The 14,883-nt window shown below is 72.2% G+C and carries 10 protein-coding genes; 7 read left to right on the top strand and 3 right to left on the bottom strand.

What is annotated here, in order from left to right; all coding sequences use genetic code 11:
* Positions 1 to 335: 335 nt before the first annotated feature.
* The 5 genes from TsocGM_RS14035 to TsocGM_RS14015 all read left to right on the top strand — a co-directional run bounded on the left by TsocGM_RS14035 (position 336) and on the right by TsocGM_RS14015 (position 8,702).
* The gene (locus tag TsocGM_RS14035; RefSeq protein WP_126726101.1) at positions 336 to 2,867 is read left to right on the top strand and encodes a PSD1 and planctomycete cytochrome C domain-containing protein; all 2,532 of its coding nucleotides are present in this window, start codon (positions 336 to 338) and stop codon (positions 2,865 to 2,867) included.
* Positions 2,868 to 2,887: 20 nt separating this feature from the next.
* The gene (locus TsocGM_RS14030) at positions 2,888 to 4,321 is read left to right on the top strand and encodes a DUF1501 domain-containing protein (protein ID WP_126726100.1); all 1,434 of its coding nucleotides are present in this window, start codon (positions 2,888 to 2,890) and stop codon (positions 4,319 to 4,321) included.
* Positions 4,322 to 4,984: 663 nt separating this feature from the next.
* Positions 4,985 to 6,178, top strand: a complete 1,194-nt coding sequence (locus TsocGM_RS14025) for a hypothetical protein (RefSeq protein ID WP_126726099.1) — start codon at positions 4,985 to 4,987, stop codon at positions 6,176 to 6,178.
* 913 nt (positions 6,179 to 7,091) lie between these two features.
* Entirely contained in the window at positions 7,092 to 7,631 is a 540-nt protein-coding gene (locus TsocGM_RS14020) for a hypothetical protein (protein ID WP_126726098.1), read from the top strand.
* A 627-nt stretch (positions 7,632 to 8,258) separates the two neighbouring features.
* The gene (locus tag TsocGM_RS14015; RefSeq protein WP_126726097.1) at positions 8,259 to 8,702 is read left to right on the top strand and encodes a hypothetical protein; all 444 of its coding nucleotides are present in this window, start codon (positions 8,259 to 8,261) and stop codon (positions 8,700 to 8,702) included.
* Positions 8,703 to 8,770: 68 nt separating this feature from the next.
* Here TsocGM_RS14015 and TsocGM_RS14010 read toward each other — a convergent pair whose 3' ends face one another.
* Genes TsocGM_RS14010 through TsocGM_RS26045 form a run of 3 tightly spaced genes read right to left on the bottom strand, consistent with a single transcriptional unit; the run spans position 8,771 to position 11,709 of the window.
* A complete protein-coding gene (locus TsocGM_RS14010) occupies positions 8,771 to 10,090 on the bottom strand; it encodes an MFS transporter (RefSeq protein WP_126726096.1) in 1,320 nt (439 codons plus the stop codon).
* A gap of 57 nt (positions 10,091 to 10,147) precedes the next feature.
* Entirely contained in the window at positions 10,148 to 10,879 is a 732-nt protein-coding gene (locus tag TsocGM_RS26050) for a PIG-L deacetylase family protein (RefSeq protein WP_158633559.1), read from the bottom strand.
* Positions 10,876 to 11,709, bottom strand: coding sequence for a glucosamine-6-phosphate isomerase (locus TsocGM_RS26045; RefSeq protein WP_158633558.1), 834 nt, complete (start codon positions 11,707 to 11,709; stop codon positions 10,876 to 10,878). Before TsocGM_RS26045 ends, TsocGM_RS26050 begins: the two co-directional genes overlap by 4 nt.
* A gap of 251 nt (positions 11,710 to 11,960) precedes the next feature.
* On the opposite strand from TsocGM_RS26045, the gene TsocGM_RS14000 reads away from it, so the two are divergent.
* Positions 11,961 to 13,457, top strand: coding sequence for an arylsulfatase (locus TsocGM_RS14000; protein WP_126726095.1), 1,497 nt, complete (start codon positions 11,961 to 11,963; stop codon positions 13,455 to 13,457).
* 402 nt (positions 13,458 to 13,859) lie between these two features.
* Positions 13,860 to 14,780 carry a DUF1549 domain-containing protein gene (locus TsocGM_RS13995; RefSeq protein WP_126726094.1) on the top strand — a complete coding sequence of 307 codons (921 nt, stop codon included), beginning with the start codon at positions 13,860 to 13,862 and terminating at the stop codon, positions 14,778 to 14,780.
* The last annotated feature ends 103 nt before the right edge of the window (positions 14,781 to 14,883 follow it).

Raw genomic sequence — 14,883 nt, 5'->3', positions numbered from 1 at the left:
CCCCTCTCTCGTCTTCCCCAACCGCCCAATCCTCGCGTCCTCGGGCCCGACGCCGAGGGGACGCTCTTCCTTCGTGCCTTCGCGTTCGTCCTCCGCCGTTGGCCCTCGGTTCTCTGGTTCTCCGTTCTCCAGCCAGGCCCGCCCCCTCGTCGGCCTCAGCAGCCCTCCCCTGGCGCCGGACGGGGAGAACCGATCGATTCCGGACGCCGAGGGGAAGATCCGAGGCCTTGTTCTCGGTTACAATTGTCGGGATGCTGTCCAACAATTCTTGGAGAGGGCGGCCGCCCCGAGGTTGGGGCGAGCGGGCCGAGACGATCGATGTCGGGGGGAGGGCGATGGGACGCGCTCGAACGACCATCGGGCCGCCGGCTTCGGGCCGAGATCGCGGCCGATTCCCCGGGAAGGCCCTGCTGCTCGGGCTGCTTGCCCTGGCCGGGGCCCCCGGCCTTGCATCCGGCCAGGCCTCCGACCGAGACGGCCTCGACTTCTTCGAGACGCACATCCGCCCCCTGCTCGTCGAGCACTGCTATTCCTGCCACTCCGCCGACGCCCCCCGCCTCCGGGGAGGCCTGGCGCTCGACTCCCGGGAGGGGCTGCTCCAGGGAGGAGACCTCGGCCCGGCCATCGAGCCCGGCGACCCGGAGAACAGCCTGCTCCTCCAGGCCGTCCGCTACTCGGATGAGCTGCTCCGCATGCCCCCCTCCGGCAAGCTCCCCGACCGCCAGATTGAGCTGCTCGAGCGCTGGGTCGTCATGGGAGCCCCCGATCCCCGCTCCTCCCAGCCGGACGACTCCCCCTCCCCCGCCGCCGGGGAGCCGCCCGCCGAAGAGCCGTCCCGGGACGACCTCTGGTCCTTCCACCCCCCCACCGAGCCCGATCTCCCCCCCGTCTCCGATCCCTCCTGGCCCCGGACCGACCTCGACCGCTTCATCCTCGCCGCCCTGGAGGAGAACGGCCTCTCCCCCTCCCCTCCGGCCGACAAGCGGACCCTGATCCGGCGCGCCTCCTTCGACCTGCTCGGCCTGCCCCCCACTCCCGAGCAGGTCGCCGCCTTCCTGGCCGACGACTCCCCCGACGCCTTCGACCGCCTCGTCGACCGCCTGCTCGCCTCTCCCCACTACGGCGAGCGCTGGGGACGCCACTGGCTGGACGTCGCCCGATACGCCGACTCCAACGGCAGCGACGAGAACGTCGCCCACGGCAACGCCTGGCGCTACCGGGACTACGTCGTCGACGCCTTCAACCGCGACCTGCCGTATGACCGCTTCCTCATCGAGCAGCTCGCCGGCGACCTGCTGCCCGCCCCCGAGTCCGAGCCGCTGGCCGACCGCAACGCCCGGCTCATCGCCACCGGCTTCCTCGTCCTCGGGCCGAAGGTCCTGGCCGAGCCCGACCAGCGGAAGATGGAGATGGACATCGTCGACGAGCAGCTCGACACCGTCGGCCGAGCCTTCCTCGGCCTGACGATCGGCTGCGCCCGCTGCCACGACCACAAGTTCGACCCCATCTCCTCCGCCGACTACTACGGCCTGGCCGGCATCTTCAAGAGCACCCGGACGATGGACTCGTTCCAGACCGTCGCCCGATGGCACGAGAACGCGATCGCCTCCCCCGACGACCTCCGCCGCCAGGAGGCCCACGAGCAGGCCGTCGCCGCCAAGGAGGCCGAGATCGCCGCCGTCGTCGAGCGGGCCAACGCCCGCCTCGTCGCCGAGGGGGGAGAGGGGTTCTCGCTCCCCGAGGAGCCCGAATCCCTCTACACCGAGGACGAGCGGGCGGAGCTCGCCCGCCTCCGGGACGAGCGGAAGGCCCTCCAGGACTCCTCCCCCGAGTTGCCCTCCGCGATGGGGGTCGCCGAGGGCTCGGTCGCCGACATCCCCATCCACATCCGGGGCAGCCACCTCTCCCTCGGCGAGGTCGTCCCCCGCCGCGTCCCGGCCGCGCTGGCCGGGCCGGGCTCCCCCGAGTTCGACCCCTCCCGCAGCGGCCGGCTCGAACTCGCCCGCTGGATGGCCGACCCCGGCCACCCGCTCACCGCCCGGGTCATGGTCAACCGCGTCTGGCGCTGGCACTTCGGCCGAGGCCTGGTCGAGACGACCGACAACTTCGGCGCCCTCGGCGCCCGGCCGTCCCACCCCGAGTTGCTCGACTGGCTCGCCCTCCGGTTCGTCGCGGACGGCTGGTCGATCAAGGCGCTGCACCGTCGCATCATGCGCTCGAAGACCTATCAGATGAGCAGCGTCTTCAACCCCGCCGCCGCCGTCGACCCCGACAACCGCCTTCACTGGCGCGTTGACGTCCGTCGCCTGGAGGCCGAGGCGATCCGGGACGCCCTGCTCGCCGTCGCCGGCCTGCTCGATCGCGAGGTCGGCGGCTCGCTGCTCACCGTCAAGAACCGCGACTACTTCTTCAACCACACCTCCAAAGACCAGACCTCCTACGACTCCGACCGCCGCTCCCTCTACCTGCCGGTCGTCCGCAACCACCTGTACGACGTCTTCCAGCTCTTCGACTCCACCGACGCCAGCGTCCTCAACGGCGACCGAGACACCACCACCATCGCCCCCCAGGCCCTCTTCCTCCTCAACGGCGACCTTGTGCTCCGGGCCGCCGAGCACCTTGCCGACGACCTGCTCTCCCGAGACGGGCTGGACGACCCCGGCCGCGTCCTCCTCCTCTACGAGCGGGCCTACGGCCGGCCCCCCTCTCCCCTGGAGTGCGATCGGGCCGTCGCCGCGCTCGGCCGCTTCGCCGAGGTCCTCGGGGCCGAGGCCGGGTCCGACCCGGGCGAGGACCCGACCCGGCTGGTCTGGCAGGCACTCTGCCAGGCGATCCTCGCCTCCGACGAATTCGTCTCGATCCGCTGATCCCGACGGGGCGCCCCGACATGGACCGACCCGACCTCCTCCTCCCCAGCCGCCGCCGGATGCTCCGAGACTCCGCCGCCGGCTTCGGCCTCGTCGCCCTGGCCGCCATGTTGGCCGACGACGCCCGCGCCTCCTCCTCCTCCTCATCCCCCCGAGACGGCTCCTCCCCGAAGCCCCCTCACTTCGAGCCGAAGGCCAAGCGCGTCATCTTCCTGTTCATGAAGGGGGGCCCCTCCCACCTCGACACCTTCGACGAGAAGCCCCTGCTCCGCCGAGACGACGGCAAGCCCCTCCCCTTCGCCAAGCCCCGCGTCCAGTTCGCCGAGACCGGCGCCCTGCTCGCCTCCCCCTGGAGGTTCCGTCGCCACGGCGAGAGCGGCCAGCCCGTCAGCTCCCTGTTCCCGAACGTGGCGCGGTGCGTCGACGACCTCTGCATCATCAAGTCGCTGCACGGCACCAACCCCGCCCACGGCGGCGCCCTGCTGAAGCTGCACACCGGCAGCGACACCTTCGTCCGCCCCAGCATGGGGGCCTGGATCGCCTACGGGCTGGGGACCGAGAACCAGAACCTTCCCGCCTTCGTCACCATCTGCCCCACGCTCGCCCACGGCGGCGTGCGGAACTGGGGGTCGGCCTTCCTGCCCGCCTCCTGCCAGGGCACCCCGCTGGGCAACGCCAGCGTCCCCTCCGACCAGGCCCGCGTCGGCTACATCGACAACCCCCGCTTCCCCCGACGCCTCCAGCGGGAGCAGCTCGACCTCCTCGCCGACCTCCACCGAAACCACCAGGCCCTCACCGGAGGCGATCCCGCCCTGGAGGGCCGCATCGCCTCGTTCGAGCTGGCCTTCCGCATGCAGGCCGAGATGCCCGAGGCCCAGGACCTCTCCGGAGAGTCCCGCGCCACGATCCGGGACTACGGCCTCGACGACCCCGTCACGGCCGACTTCGGCCGCCAGTGCCTGCTTGCCCGCCGGCTCTCCGAGCGCGGCGTCCGCTTCGTCCAGGTCACCCACAGCGACACCAACGTCCAGTGGGACCAGCACAGCAACCTCAAGCAGGGGCACGAGAAGAACGCCCGGGAAGTCGACCGCCCCATCGCCGCCCTGCTCCGAGACCTCAAGGCCCGGGGCCTGCTGGAGGACACCCTCGTCCTCTGGGGAGGAGAGTTCGGCCGCACCCCCACCGCCCAGGGCAAGGACGGCCGCGACCACAACCCCGAGGGCTTCACCATGTGGCTGGCCGGCGGCGGCGTCAAACCGGGGATCTCCTTCGGCGCCACCGACGACTACGGCTACTACGCCGTCGAAGACAAGGTCCACATCCACGACCTCCACGCCACCCTCCTCCACCTCCTCGGTCTCGACCACGAACGCCTCACCTACCGTCACGCCGGCCGAGACTTCCGCCTGACCGACGTCGCCGGCCGGGTGGTCCACGAAATCATCGCGTCGTGATGGGTTTGCCCCGTCGGGCTCCCGGTCCCCGGCCGGCCCGTTGAACTCGAGGGCGGGCGACGGTCGGGCTGCTCGATCGCTCTCCTCCCTCTCCCTCTCCCCCTTCCCGATCTCGGGGAGATCGGGCCTGGAGGGAGTGGCCCATCGCTGGGCCTTGCCCTGGTGGATGGCGTGGACCGTCTCGGCCGTGCAACCGAGTCGTTCGCCCGAGCCGCCCTCCGAGTTCTCTGTTCCGAGTTCTCTGTTCTTTGTTCTTTTGTGCTCTGGAGTCGGCGACCCATCGGATCGCTTGGTCCACCTGTTCCGAGTTCTCTGTTCTTTGTTCTTTTGTGCTCTGGAGTCGGCGACCCATCGGATCGCTTGGTCCACCTGTTCCGAGTTCTCTGTTTTTTGTTCTTCTGTGCTTGATCACCCTGTCCTTGCCGTCCCTCTCTGATCGGTCAGCGTCACGGTCCTCGGAACGCGCACCCCCGGGCCTCGAGGCCGGCTGATCCCGGCTGGGGAGGCCGGGGAGAGGGCTCCCCCGCATCGGATGCCGGCCGGCACTGGGGTCGAGTCGATCCCCGCCTCCCGTCCGCACGTTCTCGAAACCGGAGATGCTGCCCAACGGTATCCGAGGCGGTTCCGGCTCGATCGCACCCGCTCGACCGCTCGGGGACTCTCATGGCGACCGCGACCCCCGACCCGCTCCTCACCGACTTGGCCCCGTCCTCGTCCCTCGTCTCGGCCGAGCCCCCGCCCCCCGCCTTGCGACGGATCGCCCGGGGGCTGGCGACGAGCGGCCGGGCGATGGCCTCGGCGGCGGAGTGGGTTTTTGGCGCCCTGGCCCTGGTCGTCGGGCTGGCCGTCCTGGCGGCGATCCCGGTCGCGCAGCTTCTCTGCCTCGGCTACCTGCTGGAGGCGGGCGGCCGGGTCGCCCGGAGCGGTCGGCTCCGGGACGGCCTGGTCGGCGTCCGGCTCTCGGCCCGGCTCGGGGGCATGGCGATCGGCATCCTGCTGTGGACCTTGCCGATCCAGCTCTTCGCCTCGATGGCCCGGTCCGCCGCCGTGATCGACCCCGGCGGCCCGATCGCCGCTCGATGGCGGGTCGCCTCCTTCGTCGTCCTCGCCCTCACGGCCGCTCACCTGACGATCGCCCTGGCCCGGGGGGGCCGGCTCCGGCACTTCCTCTGGCCCTTCGGCGCGATCGGCTGGCTGCGCCGCAACCGGGACCTCGGCCGAGTCTACCGCCGGTGCCGAGACGACTGCCTCGCCTTCGCCTCCCGGCTCCGGCTGCCGTACTACGCCCGCCTCGGGCTGCTCGGCTTCCTCGGGACGTTGGCCTGGCTCGTCCTGCCGGCGACGCTGCTCGCCGCCGGCCGGTCGGCGCCGTTGCTGGGCCTGATCGGCGCCCTGCTGCTGGGCGGGGTGGCGATGGTCCTGCCGTTCCTCCAGATGCACTTCGCCGTCGAGGGCCGGCTCCGAGCCTTCCGGGAACTTCGCCCCGTCCGAGACCGCTTCCGGCGCGCCCCCTGGGCCTTCGCCCTGGCGCTGACCCTCACCGCCACCCTCGCCGTGCCGCTCTACCTCCTGAAGATCGAGATGATCCCCCGAGAGGCCGTCTGGCTGCCCAGCCTCGTCTTCCTCACCTTCACGTTCCCCGCCCGGCTGGCCGCCGGCTGGGCCTACCACCGCTCCTCCCGCCGCGACCGCCCCCGCCACTGGGTCTTCCGCGCCTCCGGCCGCCTCTGGATGCTGCCGATCGCCGCCCTCTACGTCCTCTTCGTCTTCCTCTCCCAGTTCGCCGCCTGGCGAGGCGCCTGGAGCCTCTACGAGCAGCACGCCTTCCTCCTGCCCGTCCCCTTCATCGGCCTCTGATCGCCCCCGGCCCCGTCTCGCCCCGCCCTGCCCGGCCCCTCCCGCCCGGCCCCTCCCGCCTCCCGCCCGGCTCGGCCCGCCCGGCCGGGCCGGACCCGGTTCGCCCCGCTCTTCCTCGCCCGTCCTCCGAGCCCCCGGGATGAGTGCCGCCCCCTCGTCCGACGATCATTTCGTCGAGGGCTCCCCCCTCCCGACCTCCGACCGTTCCCCCCGCGTCCTCCTCCTGACCGGGCGCCTTCCCCCGCTCCTTGGCATCCCGATGGCTCAGATCCTCCGAACCTGATCCCGGGGTTCTCCGATCGCCGATCCTCGAACAACCGGCAAGGCCGGCGTCGTCTCGACCCCGTCCTCCCCGAACCGCGCCGCTTCAGCTTCAGCGATCGGAGCACCCCGGGATCCCTCCTGGCATCGGGCCGGTGCGCTTCCGACGGAACGAACCCGATTCTCCGCGCAACCTATTGGGGAAAAAAGACATTCGTTCGGGCGTCCCGGCGTTCCGGCCCGATCTGGACCGAGAGCGGAGGCCCTGGCGGCTCGGAGCCGATCCGGTCGGTTTCCACCGCCGGCGACCGGACGCGAAGGAGCGCGCGCTTTCGACGGAGCGAACCCAATCGGTTTGACGCAACCCTTGACAGAGCAAGCCAGTTCGCCCGATCCTCGACAGCGCACCGCAGCGCACCAATCGTGATCGCAGCCGCGTCCTGGGCCGCCCAGGGCGGATCGCTCCTCGGCCTTGGATTGGAGGGAGCCCTCGGACCAGGCCCGGGGGCGCGGTCGGCCCGGGACGACTCGCCGGGGCCCCGGCCTTCGACGATCATGGGGAGCGGAAGGGAAACGGAGGGACCACCCGCCGCTTCCCCGACAAGCCCGAAGCGGGTTCCGCGCTCGGATTCCTGACTGGAGTGATGCGATCATGCCTGTGGCCGCCTCGATCATCCTCGTCGGGCTCCTCTGCCTGGAGCGTGCTCCGGTAGCCTCGAAGATCGTGGCGTTCGCCGAGCAGGCGATCGGCCGGGAGGTCGGCGGCGGGGAGTGCACCGACCTCGTCGCCGAGGCGTTCCGCTCCGCCGGGGTGCACCCGGCCCCCGTCGGCATCTGGGGAGAGCCGGTCCAGGAGCTGGCCTCCCTCCGGCCGGGAGACATCCTCCGCTTTGAACAGGCCGAGTTTCGCGGCCGGTCCCGCTCGGGAGGCCGCAACCGGCGCTGGAGGCTCCAGTTCGACGAGCATGTCGCCATCGTCTCCCGGGCCGAGGCCCGGGGCGGCTCGGTGCTGGTCGAGTTCCTCCATCAAAACTTCCACATGGACGGCCAGCCCGAGGCCGAGGGGCGCGTGGTCCGGCGCATGGTGCTCGACCTCGGCCGACTGACCCGGGGCACGGTCCAGGCGTTTCGCCCGTCCTCCGGTGGGGCGACGCCCCCCCTGCCCTTGCCTTCCGGATGGCCCCGCGATTGACCCGAAGCCCTCGGATCCGCCCCCCTTTCCCGGCCGGGGACCTCGCGACCAGGTCGGTCCCGCCCCGATGGCGTCGGCCGCCTGGCCAATCGTGTCTTCCCTTCCGCCTCGGCCTGAGGGGCCGAGCCTCCCGGCCCGGGTCCCGGGTCGACGTCGACGATGGTTCCGATCCTCGGGGGGACTCGAGGGCCGCTCAACCGGGAGGCGTTCCGCTCCCGGTTGCCGACGCCGGCCTCGGACGACGGGAAGGCCGACGGCCCGGCCCCGGGGAGGCCGCCCGAGCAGGCCAATGCGGACGACCGCGCTCGGTCACTGACCACCCCGACCGACGACCGACCAGCGGTCGGCCGGGGCCCGATCGCGGGTTGTCCGGCCCCGCGGCGCCCGGCTCCCGACCGCCCGGGGCCCGCAAGGATCGTCCTGATCGGCACTTCGGCCAGGCGGTTCGGCGCGATCGTCGGGGCCGACCGGGGCTCCCGGCGAGGTCCCGGAATCGGACTTGCAACCTCGGGCGGACGTCCGCCCCTGGAGGAAGGGGGCGGGGCGGGAGCCTCGGGAGAGGCTCCCGGACGTCCGACCTCGTCGAGATCGCATCGACGAATCAACGCACCAGAGGGAGAAGAAACCATGCAGCGCCGACAGATGCTGGGGACCATCGGGATGGGGACCGCCGCCTTCGCCATCGCCGGGACCTCCCGGGCCGCCTCCCCGGCCTCCCAGGGGCACGAGGGGGCCGATCGGATCATGGCCGAGTGCGCCGAGGCCTGCGCCCGGGCCGCGTCGCACTGCCTCGAGCAGCTTAGGCAGCAGAGCGGCGACGCCGAGAAGCACGCCCGGGCCCTGGCGTACGCCGCCTCGTGTGAGAAGTTCTGCCTGCTCTCCTATGCCGAGTCGGCCTGCGGCAGCCCGCTGGCCCACCTGGCGCACGAGGCCAATGCCCAGGCCTGCCAGGAATGCGCCCGAGCCTGCGAGGGGATCGAGGGGCAGGTCATGCGGGACTGCGTCTCGGCGTGCCGCCAGTGCGCCGAGCACTGCCGCCAGCTGGCCCGCCAGGCCAACCAGGGGCGCTGATCGCCCCCCGGTCGTCGAGCGGCCCGCCCGATTCGCCGGGCGAGGCCGCCGTCGGCCGGGCGAACGGCTCAGTCGGGCAGCTCGGTCCCCTTTGTCTCCGGCGCGAAGGCCAGCAGGCCGATGCCGACGAGGAAGACGAGGCTGACGACCGCCACCGCCGGGCGGACGCCGATCGTCGCCCCGAGCCAGCCGCGCACCAGGAGCATCACCGCCCCGAGGACTCGGCCGACGTTGAAGCAGAAGCTCGTCCCCGTGGCCCGGAGGCGGGTCGGGAACAGCTCGGGGAAGTAGATGGCGTACCCGGCGTGCATCCCGACCACGAAGGCGGCCATCAGGGCCAGCAGCAGGACGGTTGAGGCCAGGCTCGAGGCCGCCAAAAAGGCCGCGGGCACCAGCACCAGCGCCCCGGCGTGATAGATCAGGAAGGTCGCCCGTCGGCCGAGAGTCGAGGCCAGCGGCGCGAAGGCCAGCAGGCCGGCGGCGCTGCCGGTCAGGGTGATGAGCGAGTAGACCTGGCTGGCCCGGGCCTGCTTCTCGGCGTCGGTCAGGGTGTCGGGGAGCACCTCCTTGACCAGCTCCGGAGCGAAGGCGAACACCCCCCAGTACGTACCCAGGCCGACCGCCGCCAGGCCCAGGCCGATCAGCGCCCGGGGCCGCCATCGGGGGTCGCCGAGCAGCTCTCGGAGGGAGCCGGCCGCCGGGGTCGTCTCGGGGCCGTCGTCGGGGCCGGCCGAGGAGCGTTGCCAGCGGTCGGGCTCGCGCAGGGAGAGGCGAATCCAGAGCACCAGCAGGGCCGGCGCCAGGCCGATGAGGAAGGCCCAGCGCCACTGGTCCGGCCCGGCGAAGAGCCAGCCGGTCGCCGACGCCAGGACCAGGCCAATCACGCTGGAGGCGTGGAACGCCCCCCCCGCCCAGGCCCGCCACCGGGTCGGCACCGACTCGGCCACCAGGGCCGCGGCGATCGCCCACTCCCCCCCCACGCCGATCGCCACCAGGAACCGCAGCGCGTGCATCTGCCAGGACTCCCGGACGAAGCACGTCAGGGCCGAGAAGACCGAGTAGACGAGGATCGTCACCCCCATCGTCCGGACCCGGCCGATGCGGTCGGCCAGCATGCCGAAGCCCAGTCCTCCGGCCGCTCCGCCGACGAGGAACAGCGCCAGGGCGACGTTGCTGTGCCAGTCGATCCGCCCCCGAAGCGATTCGGTCAGCTCCGCCCCCGGCGAGCCGCCGAGCAGCTCCCGGAGCATCGGCCCCTTGAAGACGGCGAAGAGCTGCCCCTCGTACACGTCGAACACCCAGCCGGCCGAGGCGATCGCGAAGACCAGCCAGGGGGCGGCGCCGGGGCCGACTCGGGGGCGATCCGGGGGATCGGGGGTTCCAGCCATGATCGCTTCCGATGGGGGGGAACGGCGGTCGGTCCTCGGTCCTCGGTCGGTGGTCGCTCAGGGGAGGAGCGGGCCGGCGCGGCGGCGTCCCCAGAGCGGCGCCGGCCGGAAGGCCTCGGCGAAGCGGACGCCGGCCTGGAAGCCTCGGAGGCGGGCCTGGGTCTCGGCCAGCTCCTGCAGGGCGTGGATGCCGCCGTCGTCCCTCCCGGTCTGGCTGGCGTGGCAGGCGAGCATGCGACGCTTCAGGTCGATTTGTTCGGAGATATCAACATAATGGGACGGCTCGAAGTTCGACGCGGCGATCGTGTCCATGTAGACGACCGCCGGGGGCCTCGCCAGCGGGGGGTGCTCGCCCATGTGCCCGCCCGAGGCGGCGAACCAGGAGGCCATTGTCGCCAGCTCTCCGACGCGGACGTGGTCGATGTGGTAGTCCTCTGGAGCGTGGGTGAGGATCAGCTCGGGCCGGGCCTTCCGAATCACCGAGACGAACCGGGAACGGGCCTCGGGGGTGTCGAAGACCTCGGAGTCTCCGAAGCCGAGGAAGTCGATCGGGGCGCCGAGCAGCGCGGCGGCGGCCTCGGCCTCGGCCCGGCGGCGGTCGGCCAGGGAGGGATCCGGGCCGGACGGCCCGCCGCGGTCCCCCTTGCTCACGACGGCGAGGTGGACGGACGAGCCGAGCTCGAGGAATCGGGCGAGCGTGCCGGCGCAGAGCAGCTCGATGTCGTCCGGGTGCGCCGCGATCGCCAGCACCCGGCCCGGCAGCCCGACCTGGGGGGGACCGGCGCTCATCGCAGCCCAACCTCGACGGGCTCGGCGACGTGGTCCGAAACGACGACCTCGGCGTCCGGGTGCAGGCCCAGCAGCGAGGCCGGGCACGCCGCCGAGATCGGCCCGTGCACGGCCAGGCGGACCACCCCCCGCTGCCAGGGGCGGTTGGCGTAGAGCCGGACGAGCCGGCTGCCGAGGATCTCGGCCATGCCGATCGTCACCGCCCGCCTCGGGATCACGTCGAGGGCGCAGCTCAGGTTCACGGCCATGTGTGCTCGGGATTCCGGGGCGACGTCGACGACCCGGGTGCCCCGGGTGGCGAACTCGTCGGGCATCGCGTCGGGCTCCGGCTCGTTGAAGGCGACGTGACCGTTGAGGCCGATGCCGCCGAAGCAGGCGTCGACGCCGCCGATCGCTCGGATGCGGGCTCCGACCTGGCCCGGGTCGGCCGGGTCGGGGCAGACGAGGGCCTCGGGCCTGGGGGCGCGGTCGGGGGGAAGCTGGGCGTAGAACTCGCGGTTGAGGAAGCCCCGGAAGCTCATCGGGTGCGACGGGTCGATGAGCCTTCCCGAAGGGTCGAGGTATTCGTCCATCTGGATGATCGTCGTTCCCGAGAGGTCGAGCCCCTCCTCCCGGGCCATCCGGGCCAGGTGGGCGTATTGCCCGACCGGGCCGACGGGGACGATCAGGCAGCTCGGCCGGCCGGCCCTCGTCCGATCGGCGACGACGCCGGCCAGGGACCGGGCCAGGTCGGCCATCAGCGCCTCGGGGTCGCCGGCGACCCGGACCCGGACCCGGGTTCCGGCTCCCAGGAGGTCTCGGGGGATCGTCATCAGGTCCCAGGGGTCCATGAGGCGGATCCTCTCGTCGCGTCGGGGATCTCCGGCGGGAGAGCTCGCCGAGGCCCGATGGTACTCCGGCCGCCCTCGAGGGGCCAGCGTCGAGCTCCGGCCGAGGGCCGGGGAAGTCGGGCCGGCCTGCTCCGCCTCGGCCCCCTGGCCGCTTGATCCCCGGGGGGGAGTCCGGGAGGATGGCCCCTCGGGAGGCGGAGCCTCCTTCCCGATCCGATCGCGGCCCTCTGCCACCGAGGAAAGGAAGCGACATGAGACGAGTGCGACCAGCCCGGACAGCCCCGATCCTCGCCTCGGCGCTGGCGGCCATCGCGATCGCCCCGGCCGACGCGGAGGACCGGCCGCCGAACGTGGTGCTCATCGTGGCCGACGACCTGGGCTATGCCGAACTCGGCTGCTTCGGGCAGAAGCTCATCCGGACCCCGGTGCTCGACCGCCTGGCCCAGGAGGGGATGCGCCTGACCTCGTTCTACAGCGGCAGCCCGGTCTGCGCCTCCTCCCGATGCACGCTGATGACCGGCAAGCACACCGGCCACGCCTTCATCCGAAGCAACGGCAACCCGCCGGGGCGCGAGCTGGACCACGACCGCGGCATCTTCCCCGGCCAGAACCCGATCCCCGACGCCGAGGTCACGATCGCCGAGCTGTTCCGCGGGCTCGGCTACGCCACCGGGGCGATCGGCAAGTGGGGCCTCGGGTTCGAGGGCTCCAGCGGCGACCCGAACCGCCAGGGCTTCGACCTGTTCTTTGGCTATCTTTGCCAGGTCCACGCGCACAACCACTACCCGCGCTTCCTCTGGAGGAACGGCGAGCAGGTCCCCCTGCCCGGCAACGACCGAGGCCAGACCGGGGCCATCCACTCGCAGTCGAAGTTCACCGAGGAGGCCCTCCGGTTCGTCCGAGACCACCGGGACGGCCCGTTCTTCCTCTACCTGCCCTTCACGATCCCCCACGTCTCGAACCAGGCTCCCGAGGAGTGGGTCGCCCGCTACCGGGGCACGCTGGGAGACGACCCGCCCTGGATCAACGACGACCCGCGCGGGTATACTTCGCATGAAACGCCGCACGCGGCCTACGCGGCGATGGTCAGCTACCTCGACCACGAGATCGGCCGCATCCTCGACGAGGTCGATCGCCTGGGGCTCTCCGACGAGACGATCGTGCTGTTCAGCTCCGACAACGGGCCGACGCACGGTCGGGTCGGCGGGGCGGACAGTGCCTTCTTTCACTCCGCCGGCCCGTTCCGGGGGTTGAAGGGCTCGGTCTTCGAGGGCGGAATCCGGGTGCCGACGATCGCCCGGTGGCCGGGCCGCATTCCGGCCGGCTCGGCCAGCGACGAGCCCGGCTACTTCCCCGACGTGCTGCCGACGCTGCTGGACCTGGTCGGCGCGTCGGATCAGGTGCCCGACGACGTGGACGGCCTGAGCCTCGCCCCCACCCTGCTCGGCCGTCCCGGCGGGCAGCAGCGGCACGAGTTCCTCTACTGGGAGTTCCCCGGCTACGGCGGGCAGCAGGCCCTCCGCCTGGGGAACTGGAAGGGGGTTCGCACCGACCTGATCCGCCGGGGGGACACGACGTTGCAGGTGTACAACCTCGCCGCCGATCCCGGCGAGCTGCATGACGTGGCGGGCGAGCATCCCGAGCTGGTCGCCCGCATCGAGGCCCTCATGGCCGAGGCCAGGGTCCCCTCTCCGCTGTTCCCGATCCCCGCCCTCGACCGGCCCTCCCCGGCCGCCGACGGTCGCTGACCCATCGGCGTCCTCCTTGCAGTGCGGCCCGATCGGGCCGAGACTCCGGAGCCGGCCTTGGCGATCGGTGTCACCGACCGCATCACGATCCGGCGCGGCCCGGTCGATCCCCCAGACGGTCGAGCAACGGGCCGACGCTCGAGGAGCGGATCCGGCCGCCCCCTCGCTGGAGCAGCAGCGGGATGTCGTCCCCATGACGTCGCGCGGTCGCCGGAGGGAGGGGAGAGGGGATCGACCTTTCGGGAACAGGGGGCGCGGCGCCGGGCCCCGTCGGCCGACTTCCCCGGCGGAACTGGCTTTCCCGAAGCGATCGGATGCTGGTATGCTGGCCGGAACTTTGTTGAACAGGCCGGCCCCGGGACGGGTGGCGGGCGTCCAGCCAGCAGGGCGGAGGTGGGTGCCATGCTCCTTCGGACGATCTTCTCGGTCGCGATCCCGGCGGCGATCCTGGTCGCCGAGGCGGCCGGGACCGGGGAGGCGGTGGACGAGGCGTTCTTCGAGGCGAGGGTGAGACCGGTCCTGGCCGGGACCTGCGTCAAGTGCCACGGGGCCGACAAGCAGAGCGGCGGCCTTCGGCTCGACTCGCTCGAGGCGATGCTCCGGGGAGGAGACTCCGGCCCGGCGGTCGTGCCGGGGGACCCGGACGGGAGCATCCTGGTGGAGGCGATCCGCCAGGAGGAAGCGCTGCTGCGGATGCCCCCCGGAGACGAGCCGCTGTCGGGCCAGGCGATCGCGGATCTGGTTTCCTGGATCGAGGCCGGGGCGCCCTGGCCCGAGGCGACGGCGGCCGGGCCGATCGACGCGGAGACGCACTGGGCCTTCAGGCCGCTCCAGGATGTGGAAGCGCCGGCCGACCCGACGGGCTGGGCCAGCTCGCCGATCGACCGCCTCATCGCGGTCGGGCACCGCGAGGCCGGGTTGCACCCGGTGGAACGGGCCGACCGGCGGACCCTGATCCGACGGGCCTCGTTCGACCTGCTCGGCCTGCCGCCGACCCCGGAGCGGATCGAGCGGTTCGTCTCCGACCCGAGCCCGGATGCATATGAGCGCCTGATCGACGAGCTGCTCTCCTCGCCGCTGTACGGCGAGCGCTGGGGACGCTACTGGCTCGACCTGGCCCGATACGCCGACACGGCCGGGGACAACTCGGACTACCCGATCCCCGAGGCTTACCTGTATCGGGACTACGTCATCGACGCCTTCAATGATGACGTCCCGTACGATCGCTTCCTGCACGAGCAACTGGCCGGGGACATCCTCGCCGCCGAGGGGCCCGAGGAGGATTATGCCCGTCGGGTGGGGTGTGACCGACGAATGATGTAGATCGGGCCGGTTCGTCCGCCTATGCTGGGGCTCCCCTCACACTCCGGGAGCCACCGCCATGGCCGCCACCATCGTCGCCCGATCCGAGACCGGCTTCACCATC

It is taken from the genome of Tautonia sociabilis (assembly GCF_003977685.1).
Taxonomy (GTDB): Bacteria; Planctomycetota; Planctomycetia; order Isosphaerales; family Isosphaeraceae; genus Tautonia; species Tautonia sociabilis.
This window is presented reverse-complemented; position numbering and strand designations above follow the sequence as displayed.

Coding starts and splice junctions, on each gene's coding strand:
- TsocGM_RS14035 (WP_126726101.1), top strand. CDS start 336: ATGGGACGCGCTCGAACGACCATCGGGCCGCCGGCTTCGGGCCGAGAT.
- TsocGM_RS14030 (WP_126726100.1), top strand. CDS start 2,888: ATGGACCGACCCGACCTCCTCCTCCCCAGCCGCCGCCGGATGCTCCGA.
- TsocGM_RS14025 (WP_126726099.1), top strand. CDS start 4,985: ATGGCGACCGCGACCCCCGACCCGCTCCTCACCGACTTGGCCCCGTCC.
- TsocGM_RS14020 (WP_126726098.1), top strand. CDS start 7,092: ATGCCTGTGGCCGCCTCGATCATCCTCGTCGGGCTCCTCTGCCTGGAG.
- TsocGM_RS14015 (WP_126726097.1), top strand. CDS start 8,259: ATGCAGCGCCGACAGATGCTGGGGACCATCGGGATGGGGACCGCCGCC.
- TsocGM_RS14010 (WP_126726096.1), bottom strand. CDS start 10,090: ATGGCTGGAACCCCCGATCCCCCGGATCGCCCCCGAGTCGGCCCCGGC.
- TsocGM_RS26050 (WP_158633559.1), bottom strand. CDS start 10,879: ATGAGCGCCGGTCCCCCCCAGGTCGGGCTGCCGGGCCGGGTGCTGGCG.
- TsocGM_RS26045 (WP_158633558.1), bottom strand. CDS start 11,709: ATGGACCCCTGGGACCTGATGACGATCCCCCGAGACCTCCTGGGAGCC.
- TsocGM_RS14000 (WP_126726095.1), top strand. CDS start 11,961: ATGAGACGAGTGCGACCAGCCCGGACAGCCCCGATCCTCGCCTCGGCG.
- TsocGM_RS13995 (WP_126726094.1), top strand. CDS start 13,860: ATGCTCCTTCGGACGATCTTCTCGGTCGCGATCCCGGCGGCGATCCTG.